Annotated in this window: 18 protein-coding genes and 1 tRNA gene; 11 read left to right on the top strand and 8 right to left on the bottom strand. The window is 58.1% G+C overall.

The window, feature by feature from the left end; genetic code table 11:
• Window positions 1-82 precede the first annotated feature (82 nt).
• Complete coding sequence (locus L9O85_RS13410) at window positions 83-259, top strand: hypothetical protein (RefSeq protein ID WP_170116196.1); 177 nt, start codon at window positions 83-85, stop codon at window positions 257-259.
• Window positions 260-926: 667 nt separating this feature from the next.
• Here the strand turns inward: L9O85_RS13410 and L9O85_RS13405 are convergent.
• From L9O85_RS13405 to L9O85_RS13385, 5 genes are all read right to left on the bottom strand, one after another.
• Entirely contained in the window at window positions 927-1,547 is a 621-nt protein-coding gene (locus L9O85_RS13405; RefSeq protein WP_301578900.1) for a TatD family nuclease-associated radical SAM protein, read from the bottom strand.
• Window positions 1,548-1,616: 69 nt separating this feature from the next.
• Window positions 1,617-2,381, bottom strand: coding sequence for a TatD family hydrolase (locus L9O85_RS13400; protein WP_301578899.1), 765 nt, complete (start codon window positions 2,379-2,381; stop codon window positions 1,617-1,619).
• A gap of 11 nt (window positions 2,382-2,392) precedes the next feature.
• A complete protein-coding gene (locus L9O85_RS13395; protein WP_082203469.1) occupies window positions 2,393-2,917 on the bottom strand; it encodes a DUF4352 domain-containing protein in 525 nt (174 codons plus the stop codon).
• Between the two features lie 107 nt (window positions 2,918-3,024).
• Window positions 3,025-3,453, bottom strand: a complete 429-nt coding sequence (locus L9O85_RS13390) for a cupin domain-containing protein (RefSeq protein WP_050622793.1) — start codon at window positions 3,451-3,453, stop codon at window positions 3,025-3,027.
• Between the two features lie 35 nt (window positions 3,454-3,488).
• Window positions 3,489-3,893, bottom strand: a complete 405-nt coding sequence (locus L9O85_RS13385; protein WP_050622794.1) for a MerR family transcriptional regulator — start codon at window positions 3,891-3,893, stop codon at window positions 3,489-3,491.
• A 463-nt stretch (window positions 3,894-4,356) separates the two neighbouring features.
• Between L9O85_RS13385 and L9O85_RS13380 the strand changes: the two genes are divergently transcribed.
• On the top strand, window positions 4,357-7,893 hold the full coding sequence (locus tag L9O85_RS13380; protein ID WP_301578898.1) for an S-layer homology domain-containing protein: 3,537 nt from the start codon (window positions 4,357-4,359) through the stop codon (window positions 7,891-7,893).
• A gap of 70 nt (window positions 7,894-7,963) precedes the next feature.
• Here L9O85_RS13380 and L9O85_RS13375 read toward each other — a convergent pair whose 3' ends face one another.
• Both L9O85_RS13375 and L9O85_RS13370 read right to left on the bottom strand, forming a co-directional pair.
• Window positions 7,964-8,185, bottom strand: coding sequence for a hypothetical protein (locus L9O85_RS13375; RefSeq protein ID WP_301578896.1), 222 nt, complete (start codon window positions 8,183-8,185; stop codon window positions 7,964-7,966).
• Window positions 8,186-8,774: 589 nt separating this feature from the next.
• Window positions 8,775-8,862 (bottom strand) — tRNA-Leu (locus L9O85_RS13370).
• A 351-nt stretch (window positions 8,863-9,213) separates the two neighbouring features.
• Between L9O85_RS13370 and L9O85_RS13365 the strand changes: the two genes are divergently transcribed.
• Window positions 9,214-9,774, top strand: a complete 561-nt coding sequence (locus tag L9O85_RS13365; RefSeq protein WP_050623323.1) for a manganese efflux pump MntP — start codon at window positions 9,214-9,216, stop codon at window positions 9,772-9,774.
• A 129-nt stretch (window positions 9,775-9,903) separates the two neighbouring features.
• A complete protein-coding gene (locus L9O85_RS13360) occupies window positions 9,904-11,124 on the top strand; it encodes a dicarboxylate/amino acid:cation symporter (protein WP_050623324.1) in 1,221 nt (406 codons plus the stop codon).
• 155 nt (window positions 11,125-11,279) lie between these two features.
• Here L9O85_RS13360 and L9O85_RS13355 read toward each other — a convergent pair whose 3' ends face one another.
• A complete protein-coding gene (locus L9O85_RS13355) occupies window positions 11,280-12,206 on the bottom strand; it encodes a hydroxymethylglutaryl-CoA lyase (RefSeq protein WP_336454703.1) in 927 nt (308 codons plus the stop codon).
• Between the two features lie 750 nt (window positions 12,207-12,956).
• Between L9O85_RS13355 and L9O85_RS13350 the strand changes: the two genes are divergently transcribed.
• From L9O85_RS13350 to L9O85_RS13320, 7 genes are all read left to right on the top strand, one after another.
• A complete protein-coding gene (locus tag L9O85_RS13350; RefSeq protein ID WP_050623325.1) occupies window positions 12,957-13,796 on the top strand; it encodes a sugar phosphate isomerase/epimerase family protein in 840 nt (279 codons plus the stop codon).
• A gap of 61 nt (window positions 13,797-13,857) precedes the next feature.
• Window positions 13,858-14,718: a shikimate dehydrogenase family protein gene (locus L9O85_RS13345; RefSeq protein WP_050623326.1), complete on the top strand. Its 861-nt coding sequence runs from the start codon at window positions 13,858-13,860 to the stop codon at window positions 14,716-14,718.
• A 199-nt stretch (window positions 14,719-14,917) separates the two neighbouring features.
• Window positions 14,918-15,478: a TRAP transporter small permease gene (locus tag L9O85_RS13340; RefSeq protein WP_276854321.1), complete on the top strand. Its 561-nt coding sequence runs from the start codon at window positions 14,918-14,920 to the stop codon at window positions 15,476-15,478.
• Window positions 15,478-16,770 (top strand): TRAP transporter large permease, encoded by a 1,293-nt coding sequence (locus L9O85_RS13335; RefSeq protein ID WP_050623328.1) that lies wholly within the window; start codon window positions 15,478-15,480, stop codon window positions 16,768-16,770. Before L9O85_RS13340 ends, L9O85_RS13335 begins: the two co-directional genes overlap by 1 nt.
• A gap of 93 nt (window positions 16,771-16,863) precedes the next feature.
• Window positions 16,864-17,979 (top strand): TRAP transporter substrate-binding protein, encoded by a 1,116-nt coding sequence (dctP, locus tag L9O85_RS13330; protein ID WP_301578891.1) that lies wholly within the window; start codon window positions 16,864-16,866, stop codon window positions 17,977-17,979.
• 191 nt (window positions 17,980-18,170) lie between these two features.
• The gene (locus L9O85_RS13325) at window positions 18,171-19,079 is read left to right on the top strand and encodes a DMT family transporter (RefSeq protein ID WP_256183483.1); all 909 of its coding nucleotides are present in this window, start codon (window positions 18,171-18,173) and stop codon (window positions 19,077-19,079) included.
• Window positions 19,080-19,187: 108 nt separating this feature from the next.
• Window positions 19,188-20,111, top strand: coding sequence for a LysR family transcriptional regulator (locus L9O85_RS13320; protein ID WP_050623331.1), 924 nt, complete (start codon window positions 19,188-19,190; stop codon window positions 20,109-20,111).
• The last annotated feature ends 193 nt before the right edge of the window (window positions 20,112-20,304 follow it).

Raw genomic sequence — 20,304 nt, 5'->3', positions numbered from 1 at the left:
AAATTTGGAAAAACGATTGTAATTTTCCAAAGAATCGTGTACACTAGAGACACGAATCACCGGAAAAGGAGGCATCCCGTTTATGAAGGTCGCCCGTTTCGTACTGAAGATCGTGGCCCTGTCGCTTACCACCGCCGCCGTGGTATGCGCGGTCATCGCCTACTGGGATAAGGTGGCGGAGTTCTGCGGCTGCGCCGGAGAGAAGCTGAGAAAGAAAACCGGCTGTCCCTCCGAGTATGACGACTACGTAGAGGAGTAAAGAAGATCGGCTGAACTTTTCAAGTTCAGCCGATCTTCTTTTGCGCTTGGGAGGGGGCGCATGGCGTGCACACCCCACGGCGGCATTGCGCCTGCCCTGGCAGAACAGGGGGCGGTAGGAAGCTGGCGGGCTCGCAATGCGCGCCCCTACGAAGTGACTGAAGGTGCCATATAAGGGCGGCTCCCAGAGCTGCCCTCAAGCCCCTCCCCCCCCTCCTGGGGGAAGGTGGCACGGCGTGAGCGGTGACGGATGGGGGGCCTTTCCCCGCGCCGGACCGAAACCGGCGTGAAGGACCAAGTCTGTCCCTGCGCGAGCATCAAGAGAGGACAGTCCTGTAAGACCATGTCCCCGTGACGTCCTGCAAAAAACAAAATACTCTCTTCCTCCGCCGCGATAAAAGTCCGGTTTATAGGACTTCTTTTCCGCTATACTGAGAGCACAGAAAACGGAAAGGAGCAAGACAGTATGGATTATAACATCGTATGGGTAAGGGGCCACGTGGAGGTCTACGACTGGGCCGGCCGGTTTTGCTTCTCGGCCGACAATGAACGGGAAGCGCTGGAGGAGCTGGAGCTGACGGCGTAAAAATCACAGTAAAAGAGGCTGTCCATACCCCGGCGGGATGGACAGCCTCTTTTATTGCATGGGTGCAGGGCCGGACAACACCTCAGGAGTCGATGAAGCTGCGGATACGCAGCTTCACCCCCAGCTCAGCGGCGATCTGCCTGCAGGTCTCGATCTCCTCCGAGCTCTTGTCCTTGTCCACAATGGTAAGCACCACATGGGGGACATACCGGGTGGCCTCCCGGGCGAAGTCCAGCATAGCCTGATAGGCCGCCTCTCCCTGAGCAGGATGGCACAGAGCCGTATATTCTGCAGCAGTGACCGCATTGAGGGAGATGGAGAGAGTGTCGATGCGGCCCTTCAGCTCGGGCACCACGTCCCGGCCGAGAATCAGGTTTGCGTGGCCGTTAGTATTGATGCGCACAGGTGGCAGCCTTCGGCCGAAACGCTCCTTCAGCTGGTCTACCAGCCAGAGGATATCGTCCAGGCGGTAGGTGGGCTCCCCATAGCCGCAGAAGACGATCTCCCGGTAGGAGCAGACGTCCCGGCTGAGGAAGCTGTCCAGCGCCTCCTCCCGGGTGGGCTCCCGTTCCAGCCAGAGGGAGTCCTCCGTATAAATGGAGCCTTCCTTCTGGCCGTGACGCAGGCAGAATTCGCAGTTGCAGTTGCACTTGTTGGTGAGATTCACATAGAGGGCGTCTTCATACTCGTAGGTTATGGTCATGAGAAAACATCCTTTTTTTAAAATAGCCCAGGGGCCGCCGTTCTGGCGGCCCCTGCTTGATGCGTCACCTTAGGAAATGCCAAAAAACCGCCGGCCATTTTCCAGCGTCACCGCAGCGACCTCCTCCGGGGGGACCCCCTTCACCTGGGCGATGGTCTCTGCCACCAGATGGACATAGCCGGAGTCGTTCCGCTTGCCCCGGAAGGGCTCGGGGGTCAGATAGGGGGAGTCAGTCTCGATCATGATCCGGTCCATAGGGAGCCAGTCGATGACCTCCAGGGCCTTTCGGGCGTTCTTGTAGGTGATGACTCCCGTAAAGGAGAGCATCCACCCAAGCTTGACCAGCACCTTGGCATCCTCCAGGCTGCCGGAATAGCAGTGGTACACCCCGGTGACCTGGGGATGCTCCCGCACGATGGAGAGGCAGTCCTGGTGGGCCTCCCGGTCGTGGACGATAACGGGCAGGCGGAGGGACTGTGCCAGCTCCAGTTGGCGGTGGAACACGTTCTGCTGGAGAGCCCGGGGCGGGTTGTCCTTCCAGTAGTAATCCAGGCCGATCTCTCCGATGGCCCGCACCTTGGGGCGGGAGGCCAGCTGCCGCAGCTCCAGCAGGGTCCCCTCCCCCCATTCTCCGCAGTCGGAGGGGTGGACCCCCACCGCGGCGTAGACATGGGGAAATTCCTCTGCCAGGGCCACTGCGGTGCGGGAGCTCTCCAGGTCGCAGCCCGGGTTGACGATCAGCTCCACCCCCTTCTGGGGCATAGAGGCCAGAAGTTCCTTCCAGTCGGCGTTGAAGGCCCCGGAGTCGTAGTGGGCATGGGTATCAAAATACATGAAATGATTCCTTATTCAGCGGTAAAGTACACCACATACAGATCACCGACGGACTCATCCTCATAGTACTCCTCAAAGCCGAGAGCAAAGTCCTTCTGATCAGAGGGGACCTCAAAGACCAGAGAGCCTTCCGCACTGCCGGCAATGGGAATCTCATACTCATCAGCCAGTTGGGACTCACAATACTGGTTCAGAGGATAGGCAAAGTCCTCATCTCCGTCACCCCAGGCGATCATAAAATCATATTGTCCCATTGGCATGGAATAAGTCTCGGTGTTCTTGATAGTCAAATCGGCCACCACCAGCTTATAGCCGTCCTGGGCAGTGTAACCCTCATGATCGGCGGAGGCCACGGCGCTGTTGACTGTAAAATCAAAGAAAGCGGTGGAAATGGTATCGCCTACATGGTAGGTGCCGTCGCTGCTGCTGGCACTGCCGCCGGAGGAGCTTCCCCCCTCCATGCCGGGGATGGAGCCGCAGGCGGAGAGCAGGAGCAGAATGCTTGCCATAAGGGAAAAAACGATTCTCTTTCTCATAATTACAACACCTCAATTTAATACGTCGTTGCGGGGGGAGGATACTGCGCTCATTATACCAGAGGAAGAGAGGGAACGCAAGCATGAACGGGAGAAAGAGAAGATGCTCAAAGTGCTTCCGATAAGTTTAATTTGGAATATTCCTCATCGCTGACCGGCTCACACCATTCATTGCGGGTGCCTTCCCCTGGGACCTCCACTGCCAGATGGATGAACCAGCTGTCCGCTTCCGCCCCATGCCAGTGTTTGACGCCTGCTGGGATATGGACCACGTCCCCGGCACGCAGCGCGCGGGCGGGCTGCCCTTCCTCTTGGTACCACCCCCGGCCGCCAGTGCACAGCAGGATCTGTCCCCCTCCTTTGGAGGCATGGTGGATGTGCCAGTTGTTACGGCAGCCGGGCGCAAAGGTTACGTTGCCGATGGCTACTCCCTGGGTGGAGAGCATATTCAGATAGCTCTGTCCCACAAAATACTGGGCAAAGGCAGTATTCTCACCGCCGCGTTCAAAAATTGTGTGAATGATCTCATGTTTCATAGGGATGTCCTCCTGCATTTTATCCAGTTCCAGGTTTAGTCTGGCCGGGACTGCTGCGACTGGAGATGACGGAGCAGATGCTCCTTGGTCATCAGCCCCTGATCGTACCGTTCGATTTTGTCATTCAGCCGGTCCAGAGAGCGCTGCATCTCCGCCATCCGCTCCACAAGCTGATCGCGCTGTTCTATCAGCAGAGCCTTGCGGGCACCAATGGTCTCATCCCCCTGCTGGAACAGGGCGACATATTCGATCAGAGCCTCGATCTGTACCCCGGCGGAACGCATGCACTTCATCAGCTCGACCCACTGGCAGGACTCTGTATCGTAGTCTCGTATCCCGCTTTTATTGCGGGGAACAGGGGGAACTAGGCCGATTCGTTCATAATAGCGCAGTGTATCTGCGGACAGCTCATATTTTTTGCTGACCTCCGCAATAGTCATAGAAACCGCCTCCTGCTGCAATTAGACAGCGGCTCACGCAGGACCGCCTGATAACAGATTAGCACCTGGAGTCCACTCCATGTCAAGTACCCCCTGAAAATTTTTTGATCCATGGCTGCTGAGAACTACCGGCAAAGCAGGGGGTTTATCCCGGAGGGAAGTGCCGCAGCGGTGAAATGTAAAAAAGCGAAATGTCTACCAAAAGTCTACCAAAAAAGGGCGGCGGGAGCCTGGAGTTTCAGGGCCCTGCCGTTCCTTCTGTTTTTGCATGTCTACCAAATGTCTACCAGGGAAACTTTTTAGGCGTGATCTCGGGGATTTTTTGCTTGATCTTCCCCTTTTTATAACCAATTCCTCCTGTGTCAGAAGTGTTGTACAGGCATAGTGGGCCGAAATATTCTGGAAAAGGCCCAGTTTGTCAGAAAACAGCGACTTTTGTCAATATAAAAAGGAGGAATATCCAATGAGAAACCTGAAGCGTGCTCTCAGCCTGGCTCTGGCTTCCGTTATGCTCCTGGGCATGATGGTCGTGGGTTCCAGCGCTAAGGGTATCGACGATTTCACCGACAAGGCCGAGATCGTCAATCAGGATGCCGTGGCGGTCACCTCTGCCATCGGCATGTTCGAGGGCTACGAGGACGGGTCCTTCGGCCCCGAGAACGTAGTCACCCGCGCCGAGATGGCGGTCATCATCTGCACCATGCTGTATGGTGCCGGTGTGAACGTCAACCAGTTCGCGGAGACCAGCGTGTTCACCGACGTCCCCGCCTGGGCGCAGGGCTATGTGAACCTGTGCTCCAGCCTGGGCATCGTGGCCGGCGTGGGCGACGGCAAGTTCGATCCCAACGCCACCGTGACCACCGCGCAGGCCGTGCTGATGCTGTGCCGCGCCCTGGGCTACTTCCAGAGCGCCGCTGACTTCGGCAGTGACTGGATGCTGGCCGCCACCGCCAAGGGCACTCAGCTGGGCCTGTATGGCGACCTGAAGCTCACCGCCAACGCCGGGCTGACCCGCGACAACGTGGCTGAGCTGGTGTTCAACGCCCTGACCAAGACTGTGCCCGTCCAGTACAACGAGCTGCTGGGTGTGTACTACAACGAGAACCAGGGCATCATCTACTCCCTGGAGTTCAACTACCTGCAGACCCTGGGCTACAAGAACTTCGACCTGGTGTACCGCACCGACACCGAGACCATCTATGGCCGTCCCGGCACTACCTGGGGCACTGGCTCCTACAACGTGCCCACCAACGCCGGCACCACTCAGAAGGACGAGTATCTGACTGAGAACGGCGGCCTGATCGCCGACAAGGTCCGGATGCTGGATAAGAACGAAATCATCACTGTCCCTAACACTCCCGACTATGTCTATACCGCCAACACCAAGGAAGAGGCCGTGTACGACGATCTGGGCTCTACCGTCTGCAACGACACCAAGGGCGACGACAAGTACACTTGGACTGCCTTCATCAACGGTGAGGAGCAGGATGAAGCTGTCATTCCTACTGAGAACGAGGACGACAAGTGGGTCTACACCGATAAGGGCGCTGTCGTGGAGGTGTACATCGATGACTACACCCTGGACGTGACCGTGGTGGAGATCAACTACTACCTGGGCGAGGTCTCCAAGGTGGACGGAGACGAGGGCACCATCAATGTCCGTGCTCTGTCTTCCGAGGCTAAGCTGGACGACCGCACCTTTGCTACCGCTGACTTCGAGGAGGACGACTATGTTGTCTTCACCGTGGACTACAACGACGACGAGGACTTCTACATCTGCGAGCTGATGGCCCCCGAGACTGTCAGCGGTGAGGTCACCCGCGTGGATAAAGACGCTGAATCCAACAGCGCCAACAACGACAACGACGACAGCTATGTCCGCATCGACGGCAACAAATACTCCTACGCCAGCAAGAACCACAACGTCTATGATCTGGACGAGGGAAAGAATGTTCACCCCGTTCTGAACGAGAACTACACTCTGTACCTGACTCCCGAGGGATACATTCTGGGTTATGCTCTGGCTGACCAGTCCCCCGACCAGTACCTGTACGTGGAGGACTCCGACGAGGAGCTGGGCGACTGGGTCGCTAAGGTGGTCCTGGAGGACGGCACCTCCTCCAAGGTGGAGCTGAAGAACGACTACGTCAAGTCTGATAACGGTGACTACGACATCAAGTGGGTGAAGGACGACGGTACCGACTACGGTCCCAGCGACCAGATCCAGAAGGTCCGCACCAACATCGACAAGCATGTCTTCGCCTACACCGTCAATGATGCCGGCCTGTACACCCTCACCGAGGCCGATCATCTCTGCTATGACACCGTGGATACTCAGACTACCGTGACCGGTGTCCAGATCCACAACGGCAAGGCCTACATCGAGACCGGTGCCAACAGCATCATCGTGGACCGGGATACCATCTTCGTGGACGTAGACAACAACGTGGCTTACACCGGCTATGATGAGGTCCCCAACGTGGATGACGCCGACATCGCCTATGTCAAGGACGGCCGCACCGCCGAGGTGGTCTTCATCGTCAATGGCGAGATCTACGACGAGAACAGCACCTACTTCATGCTCACCGATAAGACCCGTGAGTCCCTGAACAAGGACGAGGACTTCTGGGAGTACAGCAAGGCCTATGTGAACGGCCAGAAGCAGACCATCACCGTGGCCTATGACGCGGTCCAGATGTGGGATGCTGCCAAGGGCGAGTGGGTCAAAGATACCAGCAAGGTGAACAAGGTCCTGGAGGTCGGCGTGCTGTACAAGGCAGTCAAGAGCAACGACGACGGCTACTTCACCGCCATCCGGCCCGTGAAGCTGGACAACGAGTTTGTGACCGAGGTCGCCCATGACGCCTTCTGGATCACTGACAATCACAACTACGCCGAGGACAAACAGGTCAAGTACGACACCGACGGCGAGACCATCTTTGTCGTGGTGGAGCAGACCTATAAGAAGAACGGCGATGAGGATAAGCTGGTCATCGACGACGGCGACATCAACGACATGTTTGAGGGTGTGGACGACGACGGCATGATCTCCTATGTCTCTGTCATCGAGGAGGATGAGGAGTACGCCGAGCTGGTCTACATCTGGCTGGAGAAGGCCCCTGTTTTCTCTGATGACGCTTCTGTGAAGTCCATTAAGGTCAAAGAAAAGCCTGTTACCGAGGCGTCTTCTGAGGACGGCGTAGACTATGAGATCAGCCTGTCCAGCACTGTTGCGGCCAGCAGCAAAGTGGTCTTTGATGTGACCGCCAACAATCCCAATGCCTCCGTTGCTCTGTACGTTGGAAATGCCACCCAGTTTGCTGATGACGATTGGACCGCCTATGACAACACAAAGACTGAGTCTGTCGCCGGCTGGGGCACCTTCTATCTGAAGGCTGTGATCACTGCCGAGGACGGCAAGTCCAAGAACACCGTCGTTGTTAAGGTCGAGGTGGCCGCCGGTGCGACCGAAGTCACCACCAGCGATGAACTGGCCGCCGCTCTGGTCAACACTGATGTGGACACCATCTATCTGGCCGATGGCAACTACCAGCTGACCACTAGCAACAATCAGATCAATCGTGATTTGACCATCATCGGCTCTGAGAACACCCGGATGTTCGCTGCTGATGGTTCAGGCCAGGATAGCCTGCTGATTGCCGGTGGAGAGGTGACTATCAAGAACATCACCTTTAAGGGCAGTAAGACCGCAAGCCAGCATGGTCTGACCGTAAACGGTAGCAGCAAGGTTGTGATTGAGAACTGCGTGTTCGATGATCTGTACTCCGGCATCTGGTTCAATGGTGGCGAGGGCAGTGTCAAGAACTGTGAGTTTACCTATTCTGGCACTATGAATGCTATGAATGTTGATGGCCTGTCCGGTGTCCTGACCGTTGAGGACTGCGCCTTCGATGGCCCTGCCACTCAAAAGGATATTTACTGTGCCAATGCGTCTACTGCCATGAAGGTAGAGGGCGAGGGCTTTACGATTGGTTTCTAATCATAATTAGATAACTATCTTGTAAAGTGCAATTGACGGCCCCCCGGAGTATTTGCTCCGGGGGGCTCTCTCACCTCTCCTCCAGCTTATCCACCCGGGCAGACAGGGCGTTGATATCACTGCGCAGCTTATCCAGTACCACATTGAGAACGCTGGGGCTGACGATCAGATCCCGCATGGCTTTCAGCGCCCCGTCGATCTTTTGATTATCCGCGTTAAACTCCGTCTGGAGCACCTGGTCCGCGGCCTCCCATTGATTCAGTCCATAATACTGCGTTTGCCCCCTTGCCATAAAAATTCCCTCCTGTCTTGACTGGGCCCGGCAGATCCGGACCCGCTCAAAACCGGAGGGAAAAGTTATTTTGTGAGACGTTTCAATACAAATTATGGAAGCAAAGCAAAACTGTGCTCATTTTGCCCCGCCTGTGCAGGGCTCACGGGCATTTTTTGAGGGGAGTGCTGGGATACGGCCCGATGAGGACATCGGACCCCGCAAAAAGGGAGGCATCTGTGGACGCAGATACCTTCCTTCTTGATGAGACAGTCGGGGAATACCGCCCGCAGGCCGGCCCCGCCCACTGCGAGCCCGACGAAGCGGGATGCAGTGGGAAAGAAAGGACAGCAAAACGAGCGTACCCTGACTTATAAAATAAGTCGGAGCAAGCGATACAAAACTTGCTCCGACGTGGAAGGGACGGTTAAAATCTGGGCTATAGAGATGTCAGACCGGTCTTCTGACCGGCGGCGCTGATGCGCCGTAAATTCGCAGGTCCGCAGGACTAAACAATTGCGCAGGGAGGGCTTTGACCGACAGGGCATCGAAATGCCAAAGGGAGCGGCACCCAAAAAGAAAGACACGACAAAAGTCGTGTCTTTCTTTTTGGTGCGCGAGGCGGGACTTGAACCCGCACGTGCGTAATGCACACTAGAACCTGAATCTAGCGAGTCTGCCAATTCCACCACTCGCGCATATTGGCGGCACACAGAAAACGCTCAGTGCAGGTGATATATTAGCATAACTTGGTCCTGCTGTCAACACTTTTTGCGGAAAAACGTCAGCCGAAATGAAAAAAGATGGGTGCATAAAGAGAGGAGCAGTACAATAAAAATGATTGACAGAGCGTGGTCCCGCGTGGTAAGCTAGATAAACATATAAGGGAGTAGTCGGCGCGCCGCGCGGCAGAGTCAACAAACTGGAGGAAAGTCCTCCTGGCTCTGCATGAAACGATGAGACTTATCTGTCGTGGGGACAGATAGGTCTTTTCTTTTGCCCGTTCCAGGGTCGGGGAGGACCGGCTGCGTGTGAGGAGGAACCACAATATGAGCCTGTGGGAATTGTTTGTTATTGCGGTAGGACTGTCTATGGACGCCTTTGCAGTGGCCATATGCAAGGGACTTTCGGTGGGGCGGGTCAGGGGAAGCCACGCCGTGACGGCAGGAATCTATTTCGGCGGCTTTCAGATGCTGATGCCTCTTCTGGGCTATCTGCTGGGGGTGCGCTTTCAAGAGATCATCGCAGGAGTGGACCACTGGATCGCCTTCCTCCTGCTGGGGCTGATCGGAGCGAACATGATCCGGGAGTCCCGGGGCGGGGAAGAGCACGTGGACAGCTCCTTCCGCCCCCGGTCCATGCTGCCCCTGGCGGTGGCCACCAGCATCGACGCACTGGCGGTGGGAGTGACCTTCGCCTTTCTACGGGTGGAGATCGGGCCGGCCGTTTCCTGTATCGGTGTCATCACCTTCCTGCTGTCGGCGGCGGGCGTGTATATCGGCGGAGCTTTTGGGGACCGCTTCCAGGGCAAAGCGGAGCTTGCCGGCGGGGTGATCCTGGTCCTGATGGGGAGCAAGATCCTGCTGGAGCATCTGGGGTTCCTTGGCTGAGGGGAGAGAAAGACAGGCTCCATTCTTGTACAGGGAAGCATAATGTGGTATAGTGGTCCTGACAGCGGCGCTCCGCGTGCTGTGTGAAGGCGGGGCGGCTTCTGAACTGGGAAATGGAGTGTGGAGAGTATGAAAAAAATACTGAGCAGTCTTCCCGTCCGTCTGATCATCGGCGTGGTGATCGGCATCATCATCGGTCTGGGCTCTGCGGACCTGTGGATCGGAGGCACCGACGTGGGCGGCACGATCATGCAGGTGGTACTGACGCTGAAAAACCTGCTGGGCTCACTGATCAATTTCTGTGTCCCGCTGATCATCATCGGCTTTATTGCCCCGTCTATCACCCGTCTGCGGAGCAATGCCTCCCGGATGCTGGTCCTGGCGCTGGCACTGGCCTATACCTCCTCAGTATGCGCCGCACTGATGTCAATGGGGGCCGGCTACGCCATCATCCCCGGCCTGTCCATCCAGTCGGCGGCGGAGGGGCTGAGGGAGGCGCCGGAGCTGCTGTTCAACCTGGACATCGCGCCCGTCATGTCGGTGATGTCCGCGCTGGTCTTTTCTGTGCTGGTGGGCCTGGCGGCCACCTGGACCCGGGCCAAGGTCATCACCCAGGTGCTGGAGGAGTTCCAGCGGGTGGTGCTGGCGGTGGTCTCTCGGGTGGTGATCCCCATCCTGCCCTTCTTTATCGCGGGCACCTTCTGCGGGCTGGCCTATGAGGGCAGCATCACCCGCCAGCTGCCCGTCTTCCTCATCGTGATCCTGATCGTGATGGTGGGACACTACCTCTGGCTGGCAGTTCTGTATCTGCTGGCGGGGCTCTACTCCGGGGAGAAGCCCTGGGAGGTCCTGCGCCACTACGGGCCCGCCTACCTCACCGCGGTGGGCACTATGTCCTCCGCGGCCACCCTGGCCGTGGCCCTGGAGGGAGCACGGAAGTCCAAGGTGCTGCGCCGGGACATGGTGGACTTCGGCATCCCCCTGTTTGCCAACATCCACCTGTGCGGCTCAGTGCTCACCGAGGTGTTCTTCGTGATGACGGTGTCCAAGGTGCTCTACGGTGAGCTGCCCTCCCTGCCCACAATGATCCTCTTCTGCTTCCTGCTGGGTGTCTTTGCGGTGGGGGCGCCCGGCGTGCCCGGCGGCACGGTGATGGCCTCCCTGGGCCTGATCATCAGCGTAGTGGGCTTCGACAATGACGGCACCGGCCTGATGATGACCATCTTTGCGCTTCAGGACAGCTTTGGCACCGCCTGCAACATCACCGGAGACGGGGCGCTGACCCTGATGCTCACTGGATATGCCAAGAAGCACAACATTCAGGAGGCACCTGGAAATCCGTTGGCCTGACACAAAAAACAGCGCGCGCCGGGGGGGAGTTTCCCCGGGGCGCGCTGTTTTGTTCCGGAAATGGGCTGGAACCACAGCGCCCGGCCTGTTTACACAGGCCGGGCGTTGTGGAGAAGAGAATAAGAAGACAGGAAGCGAAAGTAACAGGGGTCCCCTTACTTGACCGTCTGGAGCAGGTCGCTGGAGCAGCCTGCCCGCAGGAGGTAGCTGTCAGTGGTGTGGCCCAGAATGGTCTGCACCTTTCTGGAGATGGCCATCACCTTGCGCACGTCGATGCCGGTGGTGATACCGGACTCGTCGCACATGTGGATCACATCTTCAGAGGAGATGTTGCCGGCAGCACCGGGGACAAAGGGACAGCCGCCAAGACCGCCAAAGGAGGTGTCAAAACGGGTCATGCCGGCCTCCATGGCGGCCATGATATTGGCCATGGCAACGCCGCGGGTGTTGTGGAAGTGGAGCCACCAAGAGACAGTGGGGAATTTGGTGTGGACATGGGAACACATCTCATAGACCTGGTTGGGGACGCCCATGCCAGAGGTATCGGACAGGGAGATCTCGGTGATGCCCACGTCCAGATATGCATCGATGATGGAGTCGATCTCGGACTGAGGGATGCGGCCGTCCCAGGGGGAGCCGAAGGGCATGGAAATGGAGCCGGAGACCTCGATCCCGTGCTCCGCGGCGGCCTTGACACAGTCGGCAAAACCGGCTACACTCTCCTCAGGAGTCATATTCAGATTCTTCAGGTTGTGCTCACGGCTGGCGGAGACATTCAGCTTCACCTTTTTGCAGCCGCAGTCCGCGGCGCGCTGGACGCCCCGCAGATTGGGGATCAGAGCGCGGAACTCCACGCCGGGGAATTCATTGACCAGAGCCTTGAACAGGTCATCCGTATCTGCCATCTGGGGCACCTTTTTGGGGTGCATGAAGGAGCCGACCTCGATCACGGGGAAGCCGGCGTCCACCAAGTCCCGCAGAAGGGAGAGCTTATCCTCGGTGGAGACGATGGTCTTTTCGTTCTGGAGGCCGTCGCGCAGGCCCACCTCACAGATGGTGATTTCAGAGGGTAGATTCATCATAGCTGGGGAAACCTCCTTGATAATGCCGGCACGGCGGCGAGGTTTTGTGGAAAATGTGCGAAACGCCTGCCGGATGCCGGAACATTCATTAGCATCTTATACGATTATCATACTGTATTGGTCTCCATTATTCCAATATAAGTTTTACATTAAACTATGGAAAATTTCGATGGTTGAGGCGCGGCGGCGGGCCGTCAAAGAGCTCCGTGCCCCTTGCCCTGGGGCTGCCGGCGGCCTGGAAGCGGGACCGGGAGGGGCTTGGAGAGCCCCAAAGGGGGAAAATCGTCAGACATCATGGAGAAATAGGGGAGCTTAAATAAAGTTGAGCGATTTGCACAATCGAAAAATTTGCATGTCCAAATCCTTAAAAAAACCAAGGTTCCTGTATGGGTGCACAATTTTGATAGGGTAAAACTATACAAATGGAACAATAAATTGGGATGAGAAGCGGGTAAAGCATGCGAAGTATTGATGAAATTATGAAGAGTTCGCAGTAGACGAATTTGTAGTTTTGAAATAAAATGGGAGACAACGAAAAGAGGGAATTGGTGATAGTGCCACAAGGGTGATATTTCCAGTGCCCTCTCCTCATGTTTGCCGCCGGGATTGTTTATTTTTATGGCAGCCATCGGCGTGCCGGCCCGGGCGGGCAGGGGGGACGGATGTTCCCGCCGCCTCCAGCTCAAAGGCCGGGAAACGGCCCCTGCGGGACCGAATACAATATGATATTAGAATTCGGAGGAATGCAGTATGTCCAGAAAGTTTTCGTTGGCCTATTTGACCATCCCCGGTACCGCCCCTGTGGACCAGATCCGCATCGCCAAGGAGGCGGGGTATGACTTCGTCAGCCTGCGCACCATCCCGATGCACCTGCCCGGAGAGCCGGAGTTCCTGCTCCACAAGGACGCCAAGCTGTTCGAGGAGACCCGCCAGGCTCTGAAGGAGTACGACATGCCCGTGATGGACATCGAGCTGGCCCGCGTCCGCCCCGACCTGGACATCAACGAGTATGACCCCGCGTTTGAGAAGGCAGCCGAGCTGGGCGCCACCGACGTGCTGGGCAGCATCTGGACCCGGGACAAGGCCTACTACATCGATCAGGTGGCCAAGATCGCCGAGATGGCCAAGAAGTACGGCCTGAAGTATAACGTGGAGTTCCTGCCCTGGGCCGGTGTCCGCAACCTCCAGGAGGCCATCACGCTGGTGGACACTGTGAAGGCGGACAACCTGTACATCATGGTGGACACTCTCCATGCCGGCCGCGCCGGTGTCACCGGTGCCGAGCTGGCCCGCACCGATCCCAAATACTTCAACTTCATCCACCTGTGCGACGGCCCCGCCGGGCCCGACGGAGACCCCGTCCTGGACAACATCAAGGACGAGCTGATGCTCTTCACCGCACGTGAGGGCCGCCTGTACCCCGGAGAGGGTGCCATGGACATCGCCGGCATGGTGAAGGGGATGCCCGAGATCCCCCTGTCCATCGAGCTGCCCAACCTGAAGCGGATCGAGGAGCTGGGTGTGGCCGGCCATGCCAAGCGCTGCCTGGATACTGCCAAGGCTTACTTTAAGGAGCACGGCATCGACTGAGTCCTGCCGTCTGATATCACCGCAATAAAACTTTTTTGAAGAGAATGAGAGAGGGATCGTTATGAAGATCGACATCAACACCAAAATGATCACCCTGCTGGGCAAACCTCTGGGCCAGTCTTTCGCCGCCCGGATGCAGAACGCCGGTTATGAGGCCGCCGGTCTGAACATGCTTTACTTCTACACCGAGGTGGACAAGGACCACTTGGGCGATGTGGTCAACGGCCTGCGCTACATGAACTTTGCCGGCTTCGCCGTGACCAAGCCCAACAAGGTCCGCGTGCTGCGCTACCTGGACGAGCTGGACCCCCTGTGCAAGAAGATGGGCGCCAGCAACACCGTGGTCAAGACCCCCGAGGGCAAGCTGATCGGCTACAATACCGACGGCGTTGGCTTCTACACCTCCCTGGTGGAAGAGGGCAAGATCAACGTGGAGGAGTCCACCTTCTTCTGCTTCGGTGCCGGCGGCGCCGGCCGTGCTATGTGCAGCGTGCTGGCCTATCACGGAGCCAAGAAGATCTATATCACCGATTTCTATGAGCCCTGCGCTGAGTCCCTGGTCATGGACATCAACGAGAACTTTGCCCCTGTGGCTGAGCTGGTCCACCACGGCGACTACGCCAAGATCGCTGAGTGCAACGTGGTTATGAACGCCAGCGGCATCGGCATGGGCTCCACCATCGGCCAGACTCCCATGCCCGTGGAGCACATCCAGCCCGGTCAGTTCTATTTTGACGCCTGCTACAACCCCGACAAGACCCAGTTCCTGCTCAACGCGGAGGAGAAGGGCTGCCAGGTGCTCAACGGTCTGGGCATGTCCCTGTATCAGGGCGCCGCACAGATCGAACTGTGGACTGGCGAGAAAGCCCCTGTGGAAGCCATGCGCAAGGAGCTCATGGACATCCTGGCGGAGAGCAAGTAAGGACCCCCCATCTGCGCTGTGCGCTGTTTTGAATGAGAAGACAAGAAGAGAGAGAGGAGGAAACCACGCATTGGGGTATTTCCGCATTCCGGGGGGAGAAGAGATCGGGATGCGGAGCAGTCCGGCCCCCCGCCGGACATGTCTGCCGCCGGAAACAGCCCGGTGAAAGACGTTGTAAGTAGTAAAGAGGAGGTAAAACATGAAAGTCATCAAATGGCTGGATGAGCACTTTGAAGAGACCTTCCTGGTCTTTTTCCTGGTCCTCATCTCCTGCATCACCATGCTGCAGATCATCGCCAGAACCTTCTTCGCCGCGCTTTCCTGGCCGGAGGAGTTCTGCCGCTACTGCTGGATCTGGAGCGTGTTCATTTCCCTGCCCTACACCATGCGCAAGGGCAACATGCTGCGCGTGAACGTGCTGGTGGACCTGCTGCCCACCAAGGCCCGCAACGCGATCAACATCGTGATCGATCTCATCAACACCGTGGTGATGGCGCTGTTTTTCAACGGATCCATCACCGTGATCCAAAATGCCCTGAACAGCGGTCGTACCTCTCCCGCCATGGAGCTGCCCATGGCCGCTGTGTACATCTGCCTGCTGATCGGCTTCGGCCTGGGCTTCATCCGCGGCATCCAGCAGGTCGTGCTTCATGTCATGAACTTCAATAAGAAGGAACTGACCACTCTGGAGCAGGCTATGGCGGACGCCGCCGAGGAGGCCGCCGCGGCCAAGGGTGATCTGGAAGGAGGCGCGAACTAATGGCAGCATTAATGGTATTTATCGTATTTCTGATCGCAATCGCCGTGTCCGTGCCCATTGGCGTGGCCATGTGCCTGGGCACCCTGTTCCCCCAGTATTTTATGAACGCCGGAGCACCGGTGGACCAGCTGATCAACTTCACGCTGTCCGGCGCTGACTCCACTCCCATCCTGGCGGTGCCTCTGTTCATCCTGGGCGGCGTCATCATGGCAGAGGGCGGCATCTCCCGCCGGCTGTTCAACTTCTTCTCCTACTTCGTAGGAAACATCCCCGGCGGTGTGCCCTGCGCGGCCATCCTGACCTGCCTGTTCTACGGCGCCATCTCCGGTTCCGGCCCGGCCACCACCGCCGCCGTCGGCTCCATGTGCATCCCCTTCATGGTGGAAATGGGCTATGAGAAGCGCTGGAGCGCCGGCCTGATCGCCGTGGCCGGCGGCCTGGGCGTCATCATTCCGCCCTCCATCCCCTTCGTGCTCTACTCCCTGGCCACCGGCGTTTCCACCGGCGACCTGTTCCTGGCCGGCGTCATCCCCGGCATCCTGATCGGCCTGTTCATGATGGCCTATGCGGTGATTTTCTGCATCACCAAGGGCGAGGACAAGCAGCGCATCCGCGCCAAGATGTCCGAGCTGCGGGGCAACGGCTTCCTGAAGCTGTTTGCTGACAGCTTCTTCGCCCTGCTGTGCCCCATCATCGTGCTGGGCGGCATCTACTCCGGCATCGTCACCCCCACTGAGGCGGCCTGCGTGTCCGTGTTCTACGCTCTGTTCGTCTCCCTGGTGGTGTACCGCTCCATCTCTTTGAAGGACCTGATCCCCTTCCTGGCCAGTTCTGTCAAGACTTACGGCGGCCTGGCTTTCGTGCTGGCTTTTGCCACCGCTTTCGGCCGCGTGCTGTCCCTGACCCGCGCCACCAAGGTGATCGAGGACTTCATCGTGGGCAACTTCACCACCTCCTGGAGCGTCCTGTCTGTCCTGGTCATCCTGTTCCTGATCCTGGGCATGGTCATGGATACCGGCCCCGCCATCGTCATCCTGGCCCCCATCCTGCTGCCCGCTGTGCAGGCCCTGGGCGTGGACTCCGTCCACTTCGGCGTCATCCTGGTGTGCTGTCTGTCCATCGGCCTGGCCACGCCTCCCTTCGGCCTGGACCTGTTCGTGGCCGGAAACCTGGCGGAGGAGCCGCCCATGGCGGTGGCCAAGCGGGCGGTCCCCTTCATCATCTCCTTCCTGCTGGCCCTGGCTCTCATCACTTATGTGGAGCCGGTCAGTCTGGCGCTGTTGGGCCGCTGACCACTGACTTCGGTTCACCCTTGACCCGGTCGGCCCTTGGCCGGTCGGGCAAGTGAACAAATAAAACATACCATTTAAGAGGAGGAAACAAACATGAAGAAATTTGCAGCTCTTGTCCTGGCTGGCGCCATGACTCTGGGCCTGGCCGCCTGCGGCGGCGGCAACACCAGCACCCCCGCCGCCAGCTCCACCCCCGATGCCAGCACCCCTGCTGCCAGCACCCCCGCTGCTAGCACCGGTTCTGACTACGCCAGCCTGGACCCCGTGGTCCTGCGCGGCGCTGACTCCGCCGGCGTGGGCGCCGCTGCCCAGCAGCTGGGTGAGCTGGTTGCCGAGAAGGTGGACGCCATCACTGGCGGCCAGCTGACCGTTGAGTACTATCCCAACAGCGAGATGGGCGGCGACATGGATATCCAGCAGCAGATGCTGGACGGCACCCTGGACTATGTGGTGCTGCAGACCGCTCCCACCGTCTCCTTCGTGCCCGCCGTGGCCGTGTTCGATCTGCCCATGGTCTTCGCTCAGTATGACGGCGACACCATCGACCAGGTGCTGAACGGCGATGACAGCGAGTTCCTGAAGGCCATTGCCCCCAAGTATGAAGAGAAGAACATGAAGATCCTGGGCTACCTGCAGAACGCCACTTACCGTCTGACCACTTCCAATGTGAAGCTGGACACTCTGGATGCGTTCAAGGGCCTGCAGATCCGCACCATGGAGAACCAGAACCACATGGCTTTCTGGTCTGCTCTGGGCGCTGCCCCCACTCCTCTGGCCTGGCCTGAGGTGTACATCTCCCTGCAGAACGGCACCATCGACGCTCAGGAGAACGCCGCTGATACCTGCATGACCTCCAACTTCCAGGAGGTCCAGAAGTATCTGAACTTCACCAACCACATCCTGTACCTGAACCAGATCATCATCAACAATGACAAGTTCAACAGCCTGGACCCCCTGTATCAGGATGCCCTGACTCAGGCCGTGGAGGAAGCCATTGCTGAGCTGCGTCCCGCTCTGACCGAGCTGGATAAGAGCAGCAAGGACACTCTGGCTGCCGGCGGCATGGAGATGGTGGAGTACGCTCCCGAGTTCTATGACGAGATCCTGAATCTGCAGGGCGTGCAGGACCTGTACACCAAGATCGACGGCGAGGTCGACGGTCTGGGTACCATCCTGCAGGACGAGCTGGCCGCTGTTGCCGGGGCCTGATCCCCAGCTGCGGACAAGCGCGTACCCATGAATTTCAAACGGGCCGGCGCCCCAGCGGCGCCGGTCCGTTTCTTCCTTTGGGTGGCCCCGTGGGTCTGCTCCCGGCAGATAAATATTCCGGAGGCGGTCCCATGCGTCCAGCCAGAGCTGATCCGCTGAAAGACTGCTGTGTTTTGGAGAGGAGCGTTTCTATGGAGCTGCTGAAGAAAAGCCGGGCATTTCTGCTTCTGTTTGTCACCTTCTTCTTCTGGGGGAGCGTGTACGTGGGGGGGAAGCTGATCTCTGACGATGTGCCCGCCCCCCTGCTGGGCTGCCTGCGGTGTTTTGTGGCCTCATTTCCCCTGATGCTCATGGCCCGGAAGCACTTCGGCGTGAAGATCGACCGGGCGGACTGGAAATACTTTGCCGGGGTGGGGGTCATGGGCTATTTCCTCACTATCTTCCTCATCCAGCTGGGGATCTCCCTCACCGGGGCCTCTATGGCCTCCCTGGTCAACTCGGTGACACCAGTGGGGGTCACCATCTTCGCTGCCCTCCACCTGAAGGAAAAGATCACCCCCACCAAGGTGCTGTGTCTGGTGCTGGCACTGGTGGGCACCTTCGTCATCACCACCGGCGCCACCGGCCAGGGGGAGATGGCGGGCATCCTGGTGGTGCTGGCGGCAGTGGTCACCTGGAGCGTGGCCTCTGTCTTCATGCGCCAGCTCACCGCCAAGTATCCCCCCATTCTGGTCACAGCCTACGGCATGGTCATCAGTCTGATTTTCCACATCCCCACGGGGGTGGCGGCCGCGGTGCAGGCAGGGGGCACCGGCCTGAGCTCCGCCAACATCCTGGTGGTGCTCTATCTGGGGCTGGTGGGCTCCGGGCTGGCCCAGTACACCTGGACGGCCAGTCTGGCCGAGCTGCCTGCCAGCACCTGCTCCCTCTTTTACCCTCTCCAGCCCATGTTCTCTGCCCTGCTGGGCATGCTGCTGCTGAACGAGACCTTCACCCCCTCCTTCCTGGTGGGATTGGTGCTCATCTCCGCTGATGTCATCCTCAGCACCCTGGAGACCCGCAAGCTGGCAAAGCAGGCGCAGGCCGGGTCAGACCGATAAGATATGCTTTTTCTGTCCCGAACTGAAAAATATATTTGATTTTTTCATCGAATTATGGCATAATTGAATCAATATATTAAGATCCGGGACAGAAAGGGGGAGCGCCGTATGAATTTACGGCAGCTGCAATATTTCAAGACCATCGCCGAGCTGGAGCACTACACCCGGGCGGCGGAAAAGCTGTATGTCAGTCAGTCCAACCTGAGCCACTCCATTCAGGAGCTGGAGGACGAGCTGAATGTGGAATTTTTTGTTCGAAAGGGACGCAACATCAAACTGACCAAATATGGGGAGCTGTTCCTCCCCTATGTTTCCCAGGCCCTGAACCTGCTGGACACCGGAGTGGCCCGACTCCAGGATTATATCAACCCAAACAGCGGAACGGTGGTAATGGCCTGCTTTCCCTCCCTGGCGGAGTTCGCGCCTGAGCTGATCGTGCGCTATTTATCCGAGACCAACCGGGTGGGGGTGCGCCTCCAGTTCAACCAGGAGGCCACCTTCATGCAGCTGCGGGACAAGCTGCTGGCCGGGGAGATCGACCTGCTCTTCTGTACTAAAATCGACGACCCCCGGGTGGAAGGGGCCCTCATCGGTGAGCACCAGATCGTCCTGCTGGTCCCGGAGAGCCACCGGCTGGCTCAGCGGGAGTCGGTGGACCTGCGGGAGCTGGACGGGGAGCCCTTCATCTCTTTCGACAACAACTGCCAGCTGCGCTCCGTCACCGACGAGCTGTTCCGGAGCCTGGGCATCCAGCCCAAGATTACCATGGAGACAGCCCAGGACGTCATTATGTACGGCATGGTGGCCGCCAATCACGGCGTCGCTATCGTTCCCAGGCCCCTGGGCGGGACCCCCTACAATGTGAAGGTGCTGCCCATCGAAAATGAAATCCCCGCGCGGAAGCTGTATATCCAATGGAACAAGGAGCAGTATATGCCCCCCGCCGCTGAATATTTCCGGGATTTTATTATCCGCAGCGGCCTGATCTTCAACCACTTCTTGGAGCGGCACAATCTGAAAGAGGGCTCCTGAAGCGAAATGACCGGACAAAAGACTTGGCCGGCCTGTCCCACCTCGGACAGGCCGGCCTTTTTTGGCACATCCCATGCAGGAATTTGAACAATGAATGAAAACTAGCTATTTGACAAATAAGAGGGAATATACTATTCTTTGTATGGTAGTAGTAGACAGAAAAAAGAGAGATGCCCTGTGGCTGTTGCTGGAA

The sequence above is a fragment of the Lawsonibacter asaccharolyticus genome (assembly GCF_022453915.1).
Lineage (GTDB): Bacteria > Bacillota > Clostridia > Oscillospirales > Oscillospiraceae > Lawsonibacter > Lawsonibacter asaccharolyticus.
The sequence above is the reverse complement of the archived record's forward strand: the minus strand, read 5'-3'. Positions and strand labels throughout refer to the sequence as shown.